The sequence below is a fragment of the Geomonas sp. genome (assembly GCF_035254065.1).
Classification (GTDB): domain Bacteria; phylum Desulfobacterota; class Desulfuromonadia; order Geobacterales; family Geobacteraceae; genus Geomonas.
In genome coordinates this window covers 1-18,484 of the sequence record NZ_DATFBA010000036.1, presented here as the reverse complement: position 1 = coordinate 18,484, position 18,484 = coordinate 1, and the positions used below count along the sequence as shown (strand labels likewise).

At 62.6% G+C, this 18,484-nt stretch carries 11 protein-coding genes; 3 read left to right on the top strand and 8 right to left on the bottom strand.

From position 1 onward, the window contains the following. On the top strand, positions 1 to 1,122 hold a 1,122-nt coding region (locus tag VJ604_RS01995), incomplete at its 5' end, for an MFS transporter (RefSeq protein ID WP_324079709.1). Between the two features lie 196 nt (positions 1,123 to 1,318). Here VJ604_RS01995 and VJ604_RS01990 read toward each other — a convergent pair. Beyond that, positions 1,319 to 1,624: a hypothetical protein gene (locus tag VJ604_RS01990; protein ID WP_324079708.1), complete on the bottom strand. Its 306-nt coding sequence runs from the start codon at positions 1,622 to 1,624 to the stop codon at positions 1,319 to 1,321. Between the two features lie 30 nt (positions 1,625 to 1,654). On the opposite strand from VJ604_RS01990, the gene VJ604_RS01985 reads away from it, so the two are divergent. Next, positions 1,655 to 2,563 carry a GGDEF domain-containing protein gene (locus VJ604_RS01985; RefSeq protein WP_324079710.1) on the top strand — a complete coding sequence of 303 codons (909 nt, stop codon included), beginning with the start codon at positions 1,655 to 1,657 and terminating at the stop codon, positions 2,561 to 2,563. A 204-nt stretch (positions 2,564 to 2,767) separates the two neighbouring features. Here the strand turns inward: VJ604_RS01985 and VJ604_RS01980 are convergent, their stop codons facing one another. The 7 genes from VJ604_RS01980 to VJ604_RS01950 all read right to left on the bottom strand — a co-directional run bounded on the left by VJ604_RS01980 (position 2,768) and on the right by VJ604_RS01950 (position 14,614). Further along, positions 2,768 to 6,076: a PAS domain S-box protein gene (locus VJ604_RS01980; protein ID WP_324079707.1), complete on the bottom strand. Its 3,309-nt coding sequence runs from the start codon at positions 6,074 to 6,076 to the stop codon at positions 2,768 to 2,770. Positions 6,077 to 6,267: 191 nt separating this feature from the next. Next, positions 6,268 to 8,661: a heavy metal translocating P-type ATPase gene (locus tag VJ604_RS01975; protein WP_324079706.1), complete on the bottom strand. Its 2,394-nt coding sequence runs from the start codon at positions 8,659 to 8,661 to the stop codon at positions 6,268 to 6,270. Positions 8,662 to 8,673: 12 nt separating this feature from the next. Further along, a complete protein-coding gene (locus VJ604_RS01970) occupies positions 8,674 to 8,964 on the bottom strand; it encodes a metal-sensitive transcriptional regulator (RefSeq protein WP_324079705.1) in 291 nt (96 codons plus the stop codon). A gap of 196 nt (positions 8,965 to 9,160) precedes the next feature. Beyond that, positions 9,161 to 10,489, bottom strand: coding sequence for an anaerobic C4-dicarboxylate transporter (locus VJ604_RS01965; protein ID WP_324079704.1), 1,329 nt, complete (start codon positions 10,487 to 10,489; stop codon positions 9,161 to 9,163). Between the two features lie 419 nt (positions 10,490 to 10,908). Beyond that, positions 10,909 to 12,333, bottom strand: coding sequence for a sigma-54-dependent transcriptional regulator (locus VJ604_RS01960; RefSeq protein ID WP_324079703.1), 1,425 nt, complete (start codon positions 12,331 to 12,333; stop codon positions 10,909 to 10,911). Continuing rightward, a complete protein-coding gene (locus VJ604_RS01955) occupies positions 12,330 to 14,075 on the bottom strand; it encodes a transporter substrate-binding domain-containing protein (RefSeq protein WP_324079702.1) in 1,746 nt (581 codons plus the stop codon). Before VJ604_RS01955 ends, VJ604_RS01960 begins: the two co-directional genes overlap by 4 nt. A gap of 275 nt (positions 14,076 to 14,350) precedes the next feature. Then, complete coding sequence (locus VJ604_RS01950) at positions 14,351 to 14,614, bottom strand: hypothetical protein (protein ID WP_324079701.1); 264 nt, start codon at positions 14,612 to 14,614, stop codon at positions 14,351 to 14,353. A 94-nt stretch (positions 14,615 to 14,708) separates the two neighbouring features. Between VJ604_RS01950 and VJ604_RS01945 the strand changes: the two genes are divergently transcribed. Then, positions 14,709 to 18,484, top strand: a 3,776-nt coding sequence (locus tag VJ604_RS01945) for an Ig-like domain repeat protein (RefSeq protein ID WP_324079700.1), incomplete at its 3' end; no start/stop codon positions are given.

Genomic DNA, 18,484 nt, shown 5'->3' with positions numbered 1-18,484 from the left:
ACCCTCTTCTTCGGACTGGCCGCTCTCGGCATCTTCATGTTCTTCGTCGGGCGCTGGCAGGAGCGGTTCGGGATGAGGAAGATGATCGCCTTCGGAACGCTGCTGACCGCCGTCAACCTGCTCACCATCGCCTTTGCGGATCATCTCTGGATGCTCTACCTCTGGTCCTTCTTGAACGGCGCCGCCTGCTGCTTCGTCTATACCCCTGCCATGACCTCCGTTCAGCGCTGGTTCGTGCAGCGGCGCGGCCTTGCTTCTGGGGCGATCAATTTCACCTTCGGCATCGCGGCGGCGGTCACCTCTCCTCTCTTCCATCGCCTGCTGGAAGGGATGGGCTATGTCGGCATGATTCTCAGCGTGGCAGGGGCGACGCTGGTAATGGGGATGCTGGCCGTACCCTTCACGGAAGGTCCCGACCACCTGGCGAAGCGGGAGCCGAGTTCTGGCCCGGCGGTGGTGAAAGTGAACTTCGTCCACGGACGCTCGCTCACCGTCAAGGAGTGTCTGGCAACCAAAAGCTTCTGGTTCCTCTGGCTGACCTGGGCTTTCCAGGGGGCGGCAGGGATCGCCATGGTGTCGGTGGCGACAATTTACGGGCTTTCCAAGGGCTTCTCCATGGAATCGGCGGTACTGGTCTTGACCGCCTTCAACCTGATGAACGGCATCGGCAGGATCATCATGGGATTTCTCTCCGATCTCGTGAACCGGACCCTCGCCATGAGCACCACCTTCTTCGCGGCGGCAGCCGCCTACCTGCTGCTCCCTCACGTTGCCGGGGTGGTAGGGACTGCATTTCTTGCCGCAGTCATCGGCCTCTCCTTCGGCACCCTCTTCGTGGTATCGTCCCCGCTGGCTGCAGATTGCTTCGGCACCCGGCACTTCGGGGCCATCCTGGGGCTGGTCTTCACCGCCTATGGCTTCATCGCCGGACTGCTCGGCCCCTCGCTCAGCGGCTATATCCTGGACAACACGGGGGGCAATTTCACGGTCATCTTCGCCTATCTTGCCATCTTCTGCATGATGGCCGGTATCTTCATCAGGTTCGTGATCCCGCCAGACACAGCATCGGAGCCGGCGGCGTCATTACAAGATGCCGATCCAGAGAGTGCTCCCACTATCTGATCGAAAACGGCACGTTCAACGCGACGCCCTTCTTGATCGATACTGTCATCAGCGCAGTCTCTGCACCAGCTGCATACTCACCTCTTCGCTTATCAACCAATCCTCAAAGAGCACTATTTCTCTTTGAGAAGCTCAAAGAAGCTCGAAATCCAGTACGATCTTTGGTTTTTCAGCGCCGATGTGGTAGTCTATGACTTTAAAAGCAGCAGCAAAGGATGACGAAATGGTGTTCGCCCCCTTCGATGTCAAAAAAGATCCTGATGCGCTTCTGCGACTGTTTTCGGCAGCTGCTGTGCTTTTTATCGTCCTCATCCTGTGCCTCGCCGGTTTCGGTTTCCGTGCTGCCTTGCATCGGTATGTGGTAAGCAATGCCGAGCAGGATGCGATCAGAGTGAGTCGCGCGATACTGGCTGAGGAAAAGGAACACCTGACAACCTCCTCTCCTGACGGCAGTTCCACAGTCAATGTTCGTCCCGAAGAGATCCCCACGCTCGATCAGCACCTCAGGAGATTCCTGGCCCCCTTGAACATCGTGAAGATCAAGGTGTACTCTACCGACTGCCGGATTACCTACAGTACCGATGCCACTATCATCGGAATGGTGAACAAGGAGAACCTACGACTGCGCAAAGCGCTGGCAGGCTTTGTAGATTCACGGCTGGAGAAAAAGGAAGAAGTACGTGACCTGGCAAAGGAACAGAGATTTAATGCCGACGTAGTGGAGACCTACATCCCAGTCAGGGACAACAACAATAAGGTGATTGGCAGTTTCGAGATCTACCGGGATGTCACCAATACCTGGGCCCAATTCAAGAACGCCATAGTCATGCTGATTGGCGTGCTGTTCCTGGTGTTGCTGCTGGTATTCGTGTTGTCCTTCCTCATGGTTCAGAAGGTGACCAGAAGCGTGAAGGAGATCCAGAAGACGATCAGGGAACAGGCCACCACCGATCCCCTGACCGGCATTCCCAACAAGAGGAAGATCCTGCATACGGCGGAGAAGGAATTTTCCAGGGCGTGCCGCAGGCGGGATAAGGGGTTGTCCGACGTCGAGATCGGCTTCATCATGATGGACGTGGACCGGTTCAAGGAGGTGAACGACGGCTACGGGCACCTGGCCGGAGACCTGCTCCTGAAGGAAATCTCCGGCAGGATCACGGACTCCCTCAGGGTGTTCGACGCGGTGGGGCGTTTTGGCGGGGACGAGTTCCTGGTCATCCTGCCCGGTTCCAACCTGGAACAGACCCGCAGCGTGGCGCACAAGATTTGGATGCTGATAAGGGAGAAGGCGTTCCTTTTGGAGGGGCGTGAGGTCGCGGTGACGGTGACGCTGGGGATCTCCACCTTGCAAAGCGGCGATACGGAGTACACGGAGGCGGTGAAGCGCGCTGACGACAACCTGTACCGGGCGAAGAGCGAAGGGCGGGATAGGGTGCTGTGACCGTGACGACCTCCATCCTTACCCTGTCCGTTGTACCGTGGGCGAACGAGTAGGGCAGGGGGACAGGCCCCTGACGGAGCCAGTCCCCTGCCCCATCCTCACCCTGTCCCTCCCCTTGAAGGGGAGGGGAGTGAGGGGGGCTTCACAGAGAAGCAAGCCTTGCGTCAGTGACGATGGGGCAGATGCAGGAGGCAGCCACAGGCCTTACGAGGGGAGGGCCTGGCGGATCTTCTGCTCGAAATCCCTGGCCTGGAAAGGCTTCTGCAGGAAACCGCACGGTTTCTCGCCGGGGAAGCGGTCTGAGATGGTCTGCTCGCTGTAGCCGCTGCTCAACAGGATACGTACCTCGCTGTCCAGCTTTTTCAGCTCCACGAAGGTAGCCACGCCGTCCATCACCGGCATGGTCAGGTCAAGCACCACCACCGCGATCTGGCTCCCCTGCTCCTTGTAGATCTCGATCGCCTCCACCCCGTTGCACGCCTCCAGCGGTTGATAGCCGAAATGCCGCGCATACTCCACTCCTAACGAACGGACGTACTCCTCGTCGTCGACGATCAGGATCTTGTTGCGGGCGGTCTCCGCCATGGCGGGGACGCCGTCCTGCGCCGTTGCAGCTTCCTCCGCCGCGGTCTCCTCCGCCGGCAGGACGGGGAAGAGGATGCGGAACTTGGTCCCTTTCCCTTCTGTGCTTTCCAGCATGATCATGCCGTGGTGGGCCCTGACGATCCCCTGGGCGGCGGCCATCCCCAATCCGCGGCCGGTGAACTTGGTGGTGAAGAACGGGTCGAAGAGCCGTTGGCGGATCTCCTCGTTCATCCCCATGCCGTTGTCTTCCACCTCGATGAACACGAACATCCCGGGGTCAGGTTTTTCCGCCAGCACGCTTTGCTGGATGTCGGCCCGTTCGCAGATGACCGCGCCGGTGGCGAGATTGATGACTCCGGGATCGGTGCCGATGGCCTCGGCGGCATTGGTGATCAGGTTCATCACGATCTGCTGCAGTTGGCTGGGATCGGCCATGGTCTTGGGGAGATCGTCCTGGACGGCGACGTTGAACGAGATGGTGCGGGGAATGACCGTCCTGAAGAGGTCGGTGTTGCTGACCACGATCTCGTTGAGATCGACCGCCTGTTTCTGAAAGACCCCTTTGCCGGCGTAGGCGAGCATCTGCCGGGTCAGCTCGGCGGCCCGCCTGCTGGCCAGCATGGACTGTTCCAGGTTGTCGCGCGCCGGCAGGCCTTGCGGTACCCGCAACAGGGCCAGGTCGAGGTTCCCCATGATGGCGGTCAGCAGGTTGTTGAAGTCGTGGGCGATGCCGCCGGCCAGGATGCCGAGACTCTCCAGTTTCTGGGCATGCAGAAGCTGCTTTTCCAGCCTGAGATGCTCCTGCTCCACCTTTTTGCGGTCCTCGATGTCCCTGGAGATTGCCACGATCCCCCTGATGACGGGGTTGTCCAGCTGGTTTATGCCGGTCGCCTCCATCCAGGTGTACTGCCCGCTTTTGCCCAGGTAACGGTACTGGACGACGGCCGGTTTGGTGGGATCTGCAAGCAGGCGTTCGAAGGCAGTGGTCACTTGGTGCTGGTCGTCGGGGTGAATCAGCTCGAAGGTGTTGGTGCCAACCAGTTCCTCGGGATGGTAACCATGGATCGCCAAGGCCGCGGGGGAGTTGTAGCGCAGCACTCCGTCGGCGCTGATGATGCTGATGATGTCCGGCGAGAGCGCCATGATGCTGCGGAAGAGTTCTTCGCTCTCGGTGAGCGCCGCCTCGATCTGCTTTCGCTCGGTGATGTCCATGATGCAGGTGAGCAGGTAGCGCCTTTGGCCGTGCATGTACGAATTGGTGAACAGCTCGGCGATGAACGGCTCGCCGTCCAGCCGGCTCATCATGGTGACGAAGTGGTCGATTCGCTTTTGCTCGCGCACCTGCTTGACGAGCCGCGCACGTTCCTCCGGTGCGACGATGCCGAGCTCGATGGAGCATTTACCCACCATCTCCTGATCCGAGGATGCCCTCATCAGGCGCAGCAGCGACAGGTTGACCTCGGTGAACTGCCCGGTCTCCAGGTCGCTCACCGACAGGGCGAGGGGACTTTCCTGGAAGATGGTGGCGAGGTTGCTTTCCGACGCCTTCAAGGCCGCCTCTATTTCCTTGCGCTCGGTGATGTCGATGACGCTCCAGACCACCCCCGTGTCACCGTTTGGCAGTTGCAGCCTGACGCCGGTGAAAATGCACCAGAAAACGCTGCCGTCCTTGCGCCGCCACGGGTACTCCACGCTGGTGCGTGACCTGCCGTCACGTGCTTTTTCGAGCACGGGAGTGAAATTCTCGAAATGCTGCCGGTCGATGTGCAGCATTTCGGCGGTTTTGCCGACCAGTTCAGCTTCCGCATAGCCGAAGAGTTCGCAGAAGAATTGGTTGACCTGGAGGATCTCGCGTGAGGAGGAGACCACCAGGTGCCCGGAGCCGTTATGTTCGAACAGGGTGCGCAGGTAGTCATACTCATTGGTCAAGGCGTCCGCGGCGGCGATGCGTCTCCTGTTTTGATACAACAGCCAGGCGGCGGCGAAGGTGCCGCAGGCGAAGATCGCCACCAGCACCGCCGTCTGCTTCAGCTCGTTTCGCCAGGAGGCCAGGTAGTCGCTGGGCGCCCGTCCGCAGGTTATGTACAGCGGGTAGCCGGCGATCTTGTTGAAGGCGAAGATCCGCTCGACGGGGTCGATGCTCCCCGGATTCCGGTAGGTGCCCGACGTTCTTCCCGCCGCGACCATTTCGGCGAGCTGCCGGGAAACTGTCTTCGATCCGGTGCTGCTCTTGTTGGGGAGGTCGGGGTAGCGGACCACCACCGTCATGTCGTCCTGTCGCAGGGTCAAGACTCCCATCTTGCCGATGTCAAAGGAGGCGAACAGCCGGCTGATGTACTCCAGGGAGATGGAGCCGAACACGATCCCCGCGAAGCTGCCGTCGGGATTGTTGATGCGGCGGTCGATGTTGACCTGCCACTTGTGGGAATGCCGGCCGGTCAACGGCTTGCTGATGATGATTCCCGCCTGCGGGTTTTCCCGCGCGAACTGGAAATGCTCGCGGTCAGCGATGTTGAGGGGCCCGCCCACCGGGTCCGGCCGGTCCCGGAAGATGATGTCTCCCTTGGCGTCGGCGATCCGTATCCCGTCCAACTCCGGGATGCTCTGTCTTTCGTCGAGGAGCAGCTGGGTGATGAACTGCTGGTCGATGCCCCCCCTTCGGAGCTGGCGCTCCATCTCGCGTTTCAGGTAGAGCAGTGATAGGTCGGTCTTGTCGATGATGCCGGCCATGGTCTGGCTTAGTGACTGGGAGAGGTTCTGGGCCTGGATGGCGACGCGGGTTTCGTCCTGCACGCGGCTCTTGTGGAGGAAAAAGGCGGTCAAACCGAGAACGAAGATGTTTAAGGCAAGAACAGCAGACAGCAGCCTGACCAGGTAGGCTCGGGGGGTGAGGAGCAAGCTTTCCGATTTGACGAACACATCATTCATGTAAAGCCCCTGCAGAAGTCAGATGCTGTACGTCTCGATGTATCTACCGTCTTGGAACAGGCATTGGTAGTAATTGCCTGATGCTAATGTCAGTGGATTTATGGGAAGGTACTGTCTCAGGGTATGACTATAAGAACTATTAGACAGGATATCATGGCTGATGAGAGCAGTACAGTGATACCTGTCACTCCTCACAGCTTCTTGCCGACCCGCTTCAACAGCAGGGAATTCGCCACCACCGACACGGAGGAAAAGGCCATGGCAAGACCGGCGAACTCGGGCTTCAAGGTGATGCCAAAGGGATAGTAAAGGATGCCGGCGGCGACCGGGATGCCGAGTATGTTGTAGAAGAGCGCCCAGAAGAGGTTCTGCTTTATCTTCCCCAACGTAGCCCGCCCAAGCTTCACCGCCCGGACCACGTCCATCAGGTCGTCCTTCACCAGGATGAGGTCGCCGGTCTCCTTGGCCACGTCGGTGCCGCCCCCGATGGCGATGCCGATGTCCGCGCGGGCGAGGGCGGGCGCGTCGTTGATGCCGTCCCCCACCATGCCGACCGCTTCCCCCTTTTCCTGATATTCCCTGACCACCTGCTGCTTCCGTTCCGGGAGCACCTCGGCCTCGAAGCCGTCCACCCCGGCGGAGCTCGCGATGGAGGCAGCCACCGCCTGCTGGTCGCCGGTGATCATGAAGGTCCTGATCCCCAGTTGCCGCATCTCCGCCACCGCCGCAGCCGAGGAAGGTTTCAGCCGGTCCGCCAGCGCCGCGATCCCCACCAGTTTCCCCCCCGCAGCGAGGTAGATGAGGGATTTACCCTCGCCAGCCAGCCTCGCCGCCTCCTCCGCGATCGGGGACGCCGGAACGCCAGCCTCCTCCAGAAGGCGCGCATTGCCGGCCAAGAGTTCCGTGCCTTGGTAACTGCAGGAGACGCCGAAACCACCTTTCTCACGGTAATCGGAAACCGGGTCGGGGAGTGAGCCGCGCTCCCGGGCCCCCTGCAGCGCTGCCTGGGCCAGAGGGTGGGAGGAATGCGCTTCTGCCGAGGCGAGGTAGGTCAAAAGCTGCCGTTCGTCGACACCGGGGGCCGGGATAACATCGGTGAGGGTAGGGCGCCCCTCGGTGAGGGTGCCGGTCTTGTCCAGCAGGATCAAGCGGAGCCGGGAGATATGCTCCAGCACCGAGCCGCGCTTGATGAGGATGCCGCGGGAGAGCCCGACCCCGCTACCCACCATGATGGCGGTCGGGGTGGCGAGCCCCATGGCGCAGGGGCAGGCGATCACCACCACCGCAATGGCGAGCTTGAAGGCGAAGAGAAACGGCTCGTGGAGCGCCAGGAACCAGATGAGGAAGGTGACCAGCGACAGCGCCACCACCACCGGGACGAAGACGCCGGAGATGCGGTCGGCGAAGCGCTGGATGGGTGCCTTGTCCGCCTGCGCCTCCTGCACCATGCGCACGATCTGGGCGAGCAGGGTCTCTTCGCCCACCCGGGTGACCCGCACCTTGAGCAAAGCGCTGCGGTTGATGGTGGCGCCGGTCACCGCGTCCCCCGGCCCTTTTTCGGCCGGCACCGATTCGCCGGTCACCATCGATTCGTCCACCGTGCTGCTCCCTTCCACGATCTCGCCGTCGGCCGGTATGGTCTCGCCGGCGCGAACAAGGACCAGGTCCCCGACCCGGACCAGCGAAGCGGGGACTTCCTTTTCCCCCTCCTCGGTGATCAGCCGCGCCTTGTCGGCCTGCAGTCTCAGGAGCTTCTTCAGCGCCTCGCCTGCCTTGCCGCGCGTGCGCGCCTCCAGGTACTTGCCGAACCTGATGAAGGCGATCAGCATGGCAGAGGTCTCGAAGAAGACGTCGCCCCCCTGCTCGCCGAAGGCGCCGAAAAAGGCGAACAGCGAGTAGAAGTAGGCGGCCGAGGTCCCCAGCGCCACCAGCACGTCCATGTTGGCGCTGCGGCTTTTCAGGGCGAAAAAGGAGCCGCGGTAAAAGGTGAGGCCGGCGCTGAACTGGACGACGGTGGCCAAAAGCAGGTTCATCCAGAGCACGTTCCGGTTGTGGTGCATCCCCATGGTCAGCATGATCGGCAGGGATAGGGCGAGGCTGAAGATGAACCAGTTTCGCTGGCTCCGGTAGCTCCTGGACTCGTCCTCCCGCGCCTGTCCCTCGGGGACCGGCTGGTAACCCGCCGCGGTCACCACGTCGTAGATGCCGGCGGCGTCGATGGCGGAGGGATCGAAGCGGACGAAGGCCGATTCCTGCGCGAGGTTCACCACCGCGGCATGCACGCCGGGTGCGGCGTGCAGTTTTTTCTCGAGGTTGTTGACGCAGGAGGCGCAGTGCAGCCCCTGGACGCCGAAGCGAAGCTCCCCGGCCGCCGCTTTGGGGCGCGCGGCGTAGCCGAGTTTGGTGATGCTCTCCCGGATCTGTTCGCCGCTGATGAGGTTCTCGTCGAACTCCACCAGCAACTCCTCCATGGCGAAATTGACGGCGGCCTTGCTGATGCCGGCGGTGTCGGAGAGGGTTTTCTCGATCCGGGCGGCGCAGTTTACGCAGGACATGCCGCTGATGGCGAAGGTGGCTTTTTGCATGATGCCTTCTCCTTACTTCAGGAAACGCGATACGGTGGTTTTGACTTCGTCCAGCAGTTCCTGCTGCGTCATCCGCTTGGCGCTCTCGTGCTCCGCCTCGCTGCCATGTCCCAGCACGCAGGTTTCCAGGTGCCTGGTCAGGATCTCCACCCCCAGCGCATCCAGCGCGGAGCGGACGGCGGCGATCTGGTTCAGGATGTCCACGCAGTAGCGCTTCTCATCCAGCATCCGCTCGATCCCCGCCACCTGTCCCGCGATCCGCTTGACCCGCGCCGATATCTTCTTCTGCGACGTATCGTCCATGACCTTCTCCCCGAATCTTGAATACCCCCGGTGGGTATGTAGCTGAATTCAGAATACCCCCATGGGGTATCATCGTCAAGCGATATTTCCGGGATGTGGCGTTCCTTCGGTGAACAGGGCAGTTCCACCTGCCAAGAAAACAAAAGGCCCCGGGAGATTAACCCCGGGGCCTTTTTGCGTCCGCGCAGACCGTTGCTTACAGGATGGCGTTGGATATCAGGTAGGCGACCACGGTGGAGGTGCTGACGCCGATCAGGCCGGGTAGCATGAAGCTGTGGTTCAAGAGGTACTTGCCGATCCGGGTGGTGCCGGTCCGGTCGAAGTTGATGGCGGCCAGGTCGCTTGGGTAGAAGGCGAAGAAGAAGTAGGCGTAGCTGGCCGGAATCAGCCCAAGCAGCAGGGTGATCGGCAGGTTCAGGGCGATTCCGAGCGGCAGCGTGATGGCAAGGGTGGCGGCCTGGCTCTTCACGAAGGCGGAGATGCAGAAGGTGGCGATGGCGAAGGTCCAGGGGGCCATCTTCACCATGACGCCGATGTTGTCCACCAGGAATTTCTTGTTGGCGGTGATGAAGGTATCGCTCATCCAGGCGATGCCGAAGATGGAGACTACGGCGATCATGCCGGAGATGAAGACGCTGGAGTGGGCGATTTCCTTGGCCTTGACGTTGCCGACGAACATGATGAGGGCGCCGTAGGCAAGCATGATGAACTGCACCACGGTGGTCATCGCCAGCGCTTTGCCGTCGGCTGCCATCGGCAGCAGTTTCGGGAATACCGCGAAGAGGATGATGGTCGCCACGCCGGCGAAGAAGAGGGCGACGGAGAGCTTGGCAGTACCGGAGACTTCCTTGTCAAGGGTGGTGACCTCGGCGTCGAGGGCCTTGCGGAACTCGGGATCCTGGAGACGGGCCTGGAATTCGTCATCCTTGTCCAGGTCCTTGCCGCGGTTGAAGCTCCAGCTGGCGGCTGCCAGTACCCCGACCACACCGGCCGGCAGGGTGATGGAAAGGATCTGCATGAGGGTCACGGGGTGGCCGGTCTTGGCGGCGAAGCCGAGGAAGAAGGTGACTGCGGCGGCCACCGGGCTCGCGGTGATCCCCATCTGGGAGGCGACGGATGCGATGGCCATCGGGCGCTCCGGTCGGGTGCCGGTCTTGATGGCGACGTCGGAGATGACCGGCAACAGCGCGTAGACCGCGTGGCCGGTGCCGACGCAGACGGTCAGGAAGAAGGTGGAGAGCGGCGCCAGGATGGTGACGTACTTGGGATGCGCGCGCAGCATCTTCTCGGTCAACTGCACCAGGTAGTCGAGGCCGCCGGCCACCTGCAGGGTCGCCGAGGCGGTCACCACCGCCAGGATGATCAGCATGACGGCAATGGGGGGCTCCGAAGGGGCGTCGCGGAAGAAGAGGGTGAGCACGGTCACGCCGAGACCGCCGATCAGGCCGAGGGCTACGCCGCCCCTGCGGATGCCGATCAGCACCGCGCCGAGCACGAGAACGAATTGAATCCAGAACATCGCCATGGTAAACCTCCATACCTTTGGTAAGTGGTGGGGCGTGAGCCCGAACTGTTACTCTTGGTATGGCAAGGAGGATGCCAGCGATGGTTTTTGGCGTATAGTGCTGTATTTATTTAGTTTTCGAGGAAAGAGGCGCCTAGGGGATGAGGAGCTTTTTATAACGAGACGTTATGGCTTGATAGCGTGTCTGGGGAAAAGTCCTGTGATATCGAGATGTTGAACCAGAATATATCCTGGGGTTATCGTTATAACCTCTGGTTATGGGAGCGAACTCCCCGTCTCCCCACGGGGGAGGGCCGGGGTGAGGGAAGCCGCGTACCTGGGGTGGACTGCATCTCTTCGTGGAGAGTCCCCTCACCCTAACCCTCTCCCGGGGGGAGAGGGGACTGTCGGACGATGCTGGAGAGTGCATGAAGGGGGGATTACGACTCGCCGCGTCCTTTAAGCATCTTCAACCTCTTGGAGAGCGCGGGCTGCGAGATTCCCAAAAGCCTTGCCGCCAGGGTCTGGTTGCCACCGGCCCGCTCCAGCGCCTCCATGACCAGGAACCCGGCAGCGTCGCTGAAGCTCGGCAGTTCGGGGAAGCCGGAGAAAGGATTGCTGCGGGCGTCGCGCGGCGCGGGGGGCGCGGTGCCTGGCGCCCGCTCGACGGCCTTCTGGAAGCTCTCCATGCCGAGGACCTTGTCGTGGTTGAGGCTCACGGCGTCGAACACCATGGCGCGCAACTCCCGGACGTTGCCGGGGAAGCTGTAGCGGGCGAGAAAGGGGACCAGCTCCCTGGGCGTGGCCGGTTTGGGCTTGCCGAGCGCCTGCGCCGCCTCGTGGAGGAAGTGGTCGAGCAGCAGGCCGATGTCACCGGCGCGCTCCCTGAGGGGAGGGATCTGCACCTGGTGCGTGCGCAGCCGGTAGAAGAGGTCGCGCCGGAAGGTTCCCGCCGCTTCCTTGGCAGCGAGGTCCTGGTGGGTGGCGAAGATGATGCGCGCCTTCACCCGCTTGGGCTGGTCGCTCCCCAGCGGGAAAAATTCCCCCTCTTGCAGGAGCCTCAGCAGCTTCACCTGGGAGGCGGTGCTGAGGTCGCCGATCTCGTCGAGGAAGAGGGTGCCGTCGACGGCCTCCTCCACCATGCCGCGCCGGACGGTATCCGCACCGGTGTAGGCGCCCCTCACGTGCCCGAACAGGGTGTCGGCGAAGACGTTGTCATCCAGTCCCGCCACGTTCACGGTGACCAGTTTCCCGCGGCAGCCGGAGAGCCGGTGCGCCGCCTGGGCGATCAGTTCCTTACCGACCCCGCTCTCGCCGGTGATCAACAGCGGCTGGGGGCTTTTGGCGACCGCTTCGATGTAGGAGAAGACGGCCAGCATCCCGCGGTCGGCGGTGACGATACCCGAGAAGACCTCGGGCTGACGCAACGTGGAGGAGAGGACCCGGCTGGAGAGTTCCGAGTAGTCCCGCTGCATCTCGCACATGCGCACCGCACGCAAGACGCCCCCAACGATCCGCTCCTCTTCGTCGGTCTTGATGAAGTAATCGAAGGCCCCCAGTTTCATGCAGCGGACGGCCGTCTCCAGCTGGTTCAGGCCGCTCAGCACGATGCGGGTTACCTCCGGATGGGACTCACCGATCCGCCTCAAAAGCTCCTCTCCGGAAAGATGGGGCATGGTCAGGTCCAAAAGGACCAGGCCGATGCCGCCCCCGTCCAAAAGCCCCAGCACCTCGCGGCTGTCCTGGCAGGTGACCACGTTGGTGAGTCCCGCGCTGCTTCTCAGGGTGAGGGCGAGCGACTTCAGCCAGGCGGGCTCGTCGTCCACCAGGAGAACGGAGAATTCGGGGTAGAGTTGCTGGCTCATGCGCTGGACTCCTTGCTGGCGGCCGGCAGGGAAAGGGTGACTGTGGTGCCGCTGCCGGGGGTGGAATCGAAGGTGAGGGTGCCGTTGTGTTCCTTGATGATGCCGGCCGATACCGACAGGCCCAGACCGGTGCCGCCGCTGTCGCGCTTGGTGGTGAAGAAGGGGTCGGTGAGCTTGGAGAGATTTTCCGCGGCGATGCCGACACCCTCGTCGCGCACCACCAGGATGGCGTTGGAGGTGGTCCGGTTGTAGCGGGTGGTCACCGTGATGCCGTGCTCCTGGTCGGGGAGCGCCTGGCAGGCGTTCAGCACCAGGTTGACCACCACCTGTTCGATGCGCTGGGTGTTCCCCAGCACGTTGGGGATGTCGTCCTCCAGCTCGACCCGGAAGCGGCCGGTGGAGCGGCGGATGGTCGGCTCCACCAGCCTGAGCGCGGTGCGCACCGTCTCGTTCAGGTCGATGGCGGACTTGTCGCCGGTGTCGTCACGGCGGGCGAAGTCCTTCAGATCGTTGACGATCCGCTTGATCCGCTGGGCGCCGTCCTGCATCTCGTCGAGCATGCGGGTCATCTCGACACTCATCTCGCTGTAGGGGACCCCTGCCAGCAGGAAATCACCCTCCTGCCGCTGGTGCTCGTCCAGGATCGGCCGGATGTCGCGGTGGGCCTTCTTCAAGAGCGGCAGGTCGAGCAGGATGAGGCCGGTCGGGTTGTTGATCTCGTGGGCCACCCCGGAAACCAGCACGCCCAGCGCCGCCATCTTGTCCGCCTGCACCAGCTGCTGCTGGTTCAGCCTCAGTTCCGCTTCCGCGTGCTTTCTCTCCGCGATCTCCCGTGTCAGGTCGGCGGTCCTCAGCGCCACCTGGCGATGCAGCGTCCTCGACCAGAGCGCGAATGTGCCCAGCAGGAGCACCAGGGGGATCACCACCACGGCCGCGTACTTCACGAAAGTCCGCCAGTCGAAACGTTCCGGTTCCAGCACCCCCAGCCACTTGTTGTAGAGCATGTCGTACTGCCCGGTCTTGTGGAGGATGGCGAGCCCCTCGTTGAAACGGGAGAGGAGCTCGACGTTGCCGCGTTTCACCGCGTAGCCGTAGCGGTTAATCGCCACGCTGCGCGCGACCGGCACCAGGTTGCTGAGCTTTAGTTCGCGGATCAGGTACATGCCGGGGACGATGGCGACCACCGCGTAATCGGCCCGGCCGGCTGCGACCAGGCGCAGGGCGTCGGCGGGAGTGGCGGTCAGTTCGAGCTTGCCGTGGAAACCGGTGCGCACCAGGTAGTCGTGCATGATGCCGGCGCGGTGGACGGCCACCTTCTTGTCGGCCAGTTCAGCCAGCGCGCTGACAGGAGGGGAATCACGGCGGGCGAAGATCGCCTGGTTGACGATGGCGGAGGGGACCGAGAAGTCGACCTCCCTGGTCCGCTCCTCCGAGAAGGACATCCCCTCCAGCACGTCGATCTTGCCGTTTTGCAGGTCGGTGCGCATCTCGGACCAGCCGCCCAGCCGGAAGGTGACCCGCATCCCCATCACCTCCGCGATGGCGCGGGTCAGTTCCACGTTGAAGCCGGCCGGCTTGCCGCTTTGGTCCAGGTATTCGTAAGGGGGGTAGTCGCGGTCGCCCCCCACCACTATTTCGCGGGGGGCAGCGGGCGACCAGCTGTCGGCGGCGACCGCTATTCCGGAAACGAGTGCCAGCGCGCAGAGGGCGAGGAGGGCGGTGCGGATGAACGATTTCCCCATGATCCAGTCTCTCCCGAAGGTAAGTCGCCGAAATTATAGCACGTGAAGGGCCATACCCGGAAGGGATAACCTGCTCGGTGACCATGTTCTGCTCCACCAACTGCGTCCTCTCCTTGAACCCCCCCCCATCCTCATCCTGTCCCTCCCCTTGAAGGGGAAGGAACGCGTAGCGGAGTATCCATCGCTTTTCGGAACGGATAACGAGCCGCAGGGGGCGGTACGGCGGGAGGGTAGCTGGCGAGGCCGGGGTAGCTGGGTGGGTGGTTTTCGTGAAACTAAAACGGCAATCGGCTGGCTTTTTCATCGCCGGGGAGGCGACTGGGGGGGCGGCCAGAAAAATGGTCTTTTGGCGGAAGCAGGTAAGGGGTTGAAAAGAGACGCCTGACACGAAAACCAGTGTATTTCCTGGGTAATGCGAGATGGTCTACGGCGAAAAAATAACTTGATTTTATTTTCAGTGTTGGTGTAATGGCGGCGCACACAGTCTCTGCTCTTTGGAAATGACGCTCTCTGAGTGAAATTTTGACGGCATCAAACATGCCGTGTGTGATTTATGCCTTTCCAGGAATGAATAGATAGTACCTGTAATTCTGGCTATGCCAGATTTGATGTGTTTTATGTAAGGAGGTTGGCATGTACGTTGGACGAGGTCTGTGGTGGAGGGTGATGCAGTGGGCACTGTTCCTGGTGCTCACCTTGGGAGCGGTTACCGCTCATGCCTACAACATCAGTGGTACGGTCAGCAACACGAGCGGCAGGACGGGGCGCGTATACCTCTCCCTGCAGCAAAACGGCTTCAACACCGGTCTCGGGGTGAGCATCGCCCCCTCCGACCCGGGTTGGCCCAATTTCACCATACGCGGCGTTGCCAACGGCAGCTACTCGATAAACGCCTTCGTGGACGGCTCCGGCACCGGCTCCATCCACCCCAACGACCCCACCTGGAACTCCCCTGGCAGCATCGCCATCACTAACGGCGACTACGCCGTCGGTCCCAACTCCACCGTCTCCTTCACCTCACATCCCACGGTTCTCCCGGTCACCCCGGGGGGAGCCATGATGATGCCGGGCGACAACGGCACCTTCATCGGCTGGGACGAGCCCAAGGACAACAACGGCAACAAGATCGCCGATTCCTACAAGGTCTACTGGTCCACCTCCAAGGACACCCCGTTTGCCAACCCGGACGGCGTGATCACCGTCCCCGGCGGCAACCAGGACTTCGCCCTGCTGCCGGCCCCCAACGGCAGCACGCTGTACGTACAGGTGACCGCCAACGTGGCCGGCTCGCCGGAATCGGCGCCCACCGCGGTGACCTCGCTGCAGATCGCTCCCCCTGCCGGCGGCGTCACCGTTTCGGGAACGGTCAACCTCTCCGGCATCGCCAGCCCGGCCGGCAACCTCTACCTCGCCATCGTGGACAACAAAAGCGACAAGGGAGGGCCCGTCGCGGTCGCCTTTGTCACCGGCTCTCCGCAGCTCTCCAACAACTTCACCATCAGCGGCGTTCCCAGCGGGACCTATGCCATCTACGCGCTCATCGACGTGGACGGCGACGGCCGCATCGGCCCCGGCGACATCATGATCTCGGACAAGCAGGCCCCGGTGGTCACGGTGGGGGGAGTCAATGTCACCAACCAGACGGTGACGCTCAGCAAGAGCAACTCCTATTCCTCCCTCAATACCGCCCACTACCAGGATTCCAACACCCCTCCCAACGACGGCTACCAGATAGTGCTGAACACCCGCGGGGGGGTGGAAGTCCCGGTGAACGTCACGGTCACCGGCGGCCCCGGCAACAACGGGATCAACTACCCGCTGGATCTCGGTCTCAGCTATGAATCCTTCAACACCTGGCTCAACGTCGGCAACAACCGACCCCAACTGACCGACGTCTACCACCTCACCGTCCAGTACGCGAGCGGCGCGGCGTCGGACCTGGTCGACCTGCCGGTCACCGCGGTGCTGGACAGCTTCGCGATCCCGACCGCACCGGTCGGTAACTGGGCGTATCCGATGCCCGCCCAGGTCCTCTACTCCTGGAACGCCCCGAGCAACCCGCCGGCCTCCTACACCTACTCGTTCTGGACCAACACGCCGGGCTTCAACAACAATAACAACAGCTACGACAACATGCCGAGCAGCACCACCTCGGTGAACCTGTCGGGACTGACCTACAACGACGGCAGCCGCAACGACTGGAACATCAATGTCGTGGACGCCGCGGGCAACATGGCCCAGAAGAGCACCTGGTTCACCCCGACCACCGGCCCGGCGATCAGCTCCTTCACGCCGGACTCGGCGGTCCCGGGGACCGTTGTCACCGTTAACGGCATCAACTTCGACCCGATCGCGGCCAACAACACCGTGATCTTCGGCTGCAACCAGAGCGCGACCGCCCAGACGGCAACCGCGACGCAGCTTACCGTGGTGGTCCCGTCCAACGCCTGCCCCTCCAGCATCCAGGTCCAGGAGAGCGCCAGCGGCAAGATCAGCAATTTCAGCGCCCAAATGCTGAACATCCTCCCCACCATCCAGGTGAGCGGCAGGGTGACCGACTTCGCGAGCGGCAACAACATCACCGGCGCCACCGTGAAGGTGAAATCCTCCATCCTGACCACCACGCAGACCACTTCAGGTGCCGACCCCAACAACAACTACAGCTTCTTCAACGCCCCCTCCAACACCAACTTCACGTTGATCGTCACGGCGACCGGCTACGACGCCGCCTACTCGTCGACTCTCAACTCGACGACCCCGCTCACCCGTAACTTCGCACTCTACGCGGCCGGGACCGTGACCAACCTGAACGGTGGCACCGCCGGCCTGGGTGTCATCCGCGGCCGGGTGGTGGACCAAACGGTCACCGGCTCCAACAACGGCATCGCCGGCGCGACCGTCACCGCCTCGGGCGGCTTCCAGGTCGTCTATGCCGACAACGACAGCAATCAGACCCCCAACGCGTCGCTGACCAGCACCAGCGCCAACGGCGTCTACTACATCCTCAACCTCGCCGACGGCACCCAGGTCACCACCACGGCCAGCGCCGCCGGCTACAGCTTCACCCCGGCCAACGTCACCGGCACCGCCCACGCCGACTCGATGACCTTCATCACCAACCGCGGCTTCCCCTTCATCTCCGTCACCGGCACGGTGACCGACCTCGGCACCACGCCGGAGAACGGCCAGCCGCTGAACGGGGTGGCGGTCAACCAGCTGGGGAGCTCTAACAGCGGGAACTCGGGCCCCAACGGGGTCTTCACCCTCAACGGCCTGGCCGGCGGCACCCAGTTCGAGCTCAGCTTGAACCAGACCGGCTTTGACCCTGTCTACAGCGGGCCGATCACCAGCCCGACCAACGTGACCCTGCCGTACCCGCTGATCATGTTCACCCCCTCCCAGCTCTCCGCGCTCGGCATCGCGAACGGCCAGGGTGCCGTCATCGGCCGGGTGGTAAGCAGCGCCAACAACGCGCAGCCCATCAGCGGCATGCAGGTCAACGCCAGCCGTCCCGGCTATCCCGGCTACCAGGTCGAGTACTACGACAGCAGCGTGAACGGCTTCTCCCCCACGGCGACCGGCACCGACAGCAGCGGTCTTTTCCTGGTGCTCAACGTGGATGAGGGGGCCCAGGTGAACCTCTCCGCCCACAACCCCTTCTCCACCATCAACGGCTACCTGAACCTCACCACCCACGGCAACGCGGTCTCCGAGGTGATGGTCGGCTGCAACGTGCCGCAGCCCAACTGGGGTAACCTGGTGAATCCGTCCACCGTGACCACGACCACCGGCACCCAGACCCAGAGCATCTACGGCCAGGTACAGGTACCGAGCCTCACCAACCTCTTCCCCGGTCCCGCCGACGGTCTGGTGGCCCAGCTCGGCTACGGGCCGACCGGCAGCGCTCCCACCAGCCCCTCCTGGACCTGGACCCCGGCCGCCTACGACGTCTCCTATAACTGGGGGAGCCAACCGGGCAACTACCAGTACGTCGGCGCGCTCACCGTCTCCACCGCCGGCTCCTACGACTACGCCTTCCGCTACTCCTACTACGGCGGCCCCTACGTGTACGGCGACCTGCAGGGGATGCAAAACGGCAATGCCCCTCTGCCCGCGGCCGGCAAGCTGACCGTCAACGCCCCCATCCCGGTCTCGGTAGGGCTCTCCTCCAGCGGCACCCCGTCCACCTATGGCCAAGGGGTAACGTTCTCGGCCTTCATCAACCCCCAGGTCCCCGGTAACGCTACTGGAACCGTCCAGTTCCAGATCGACGGGGCCAACTTCGGCGCCCCGGTTCCCGTCAACTCCAGCTGGCCGTTCGTTACTCCCTCGGTTTCCATGCCGATCTCCACTCTCACCGCCGGGACCCACTCGGTCACCGCCATTTACAGCGGTGATGCAACCTACGG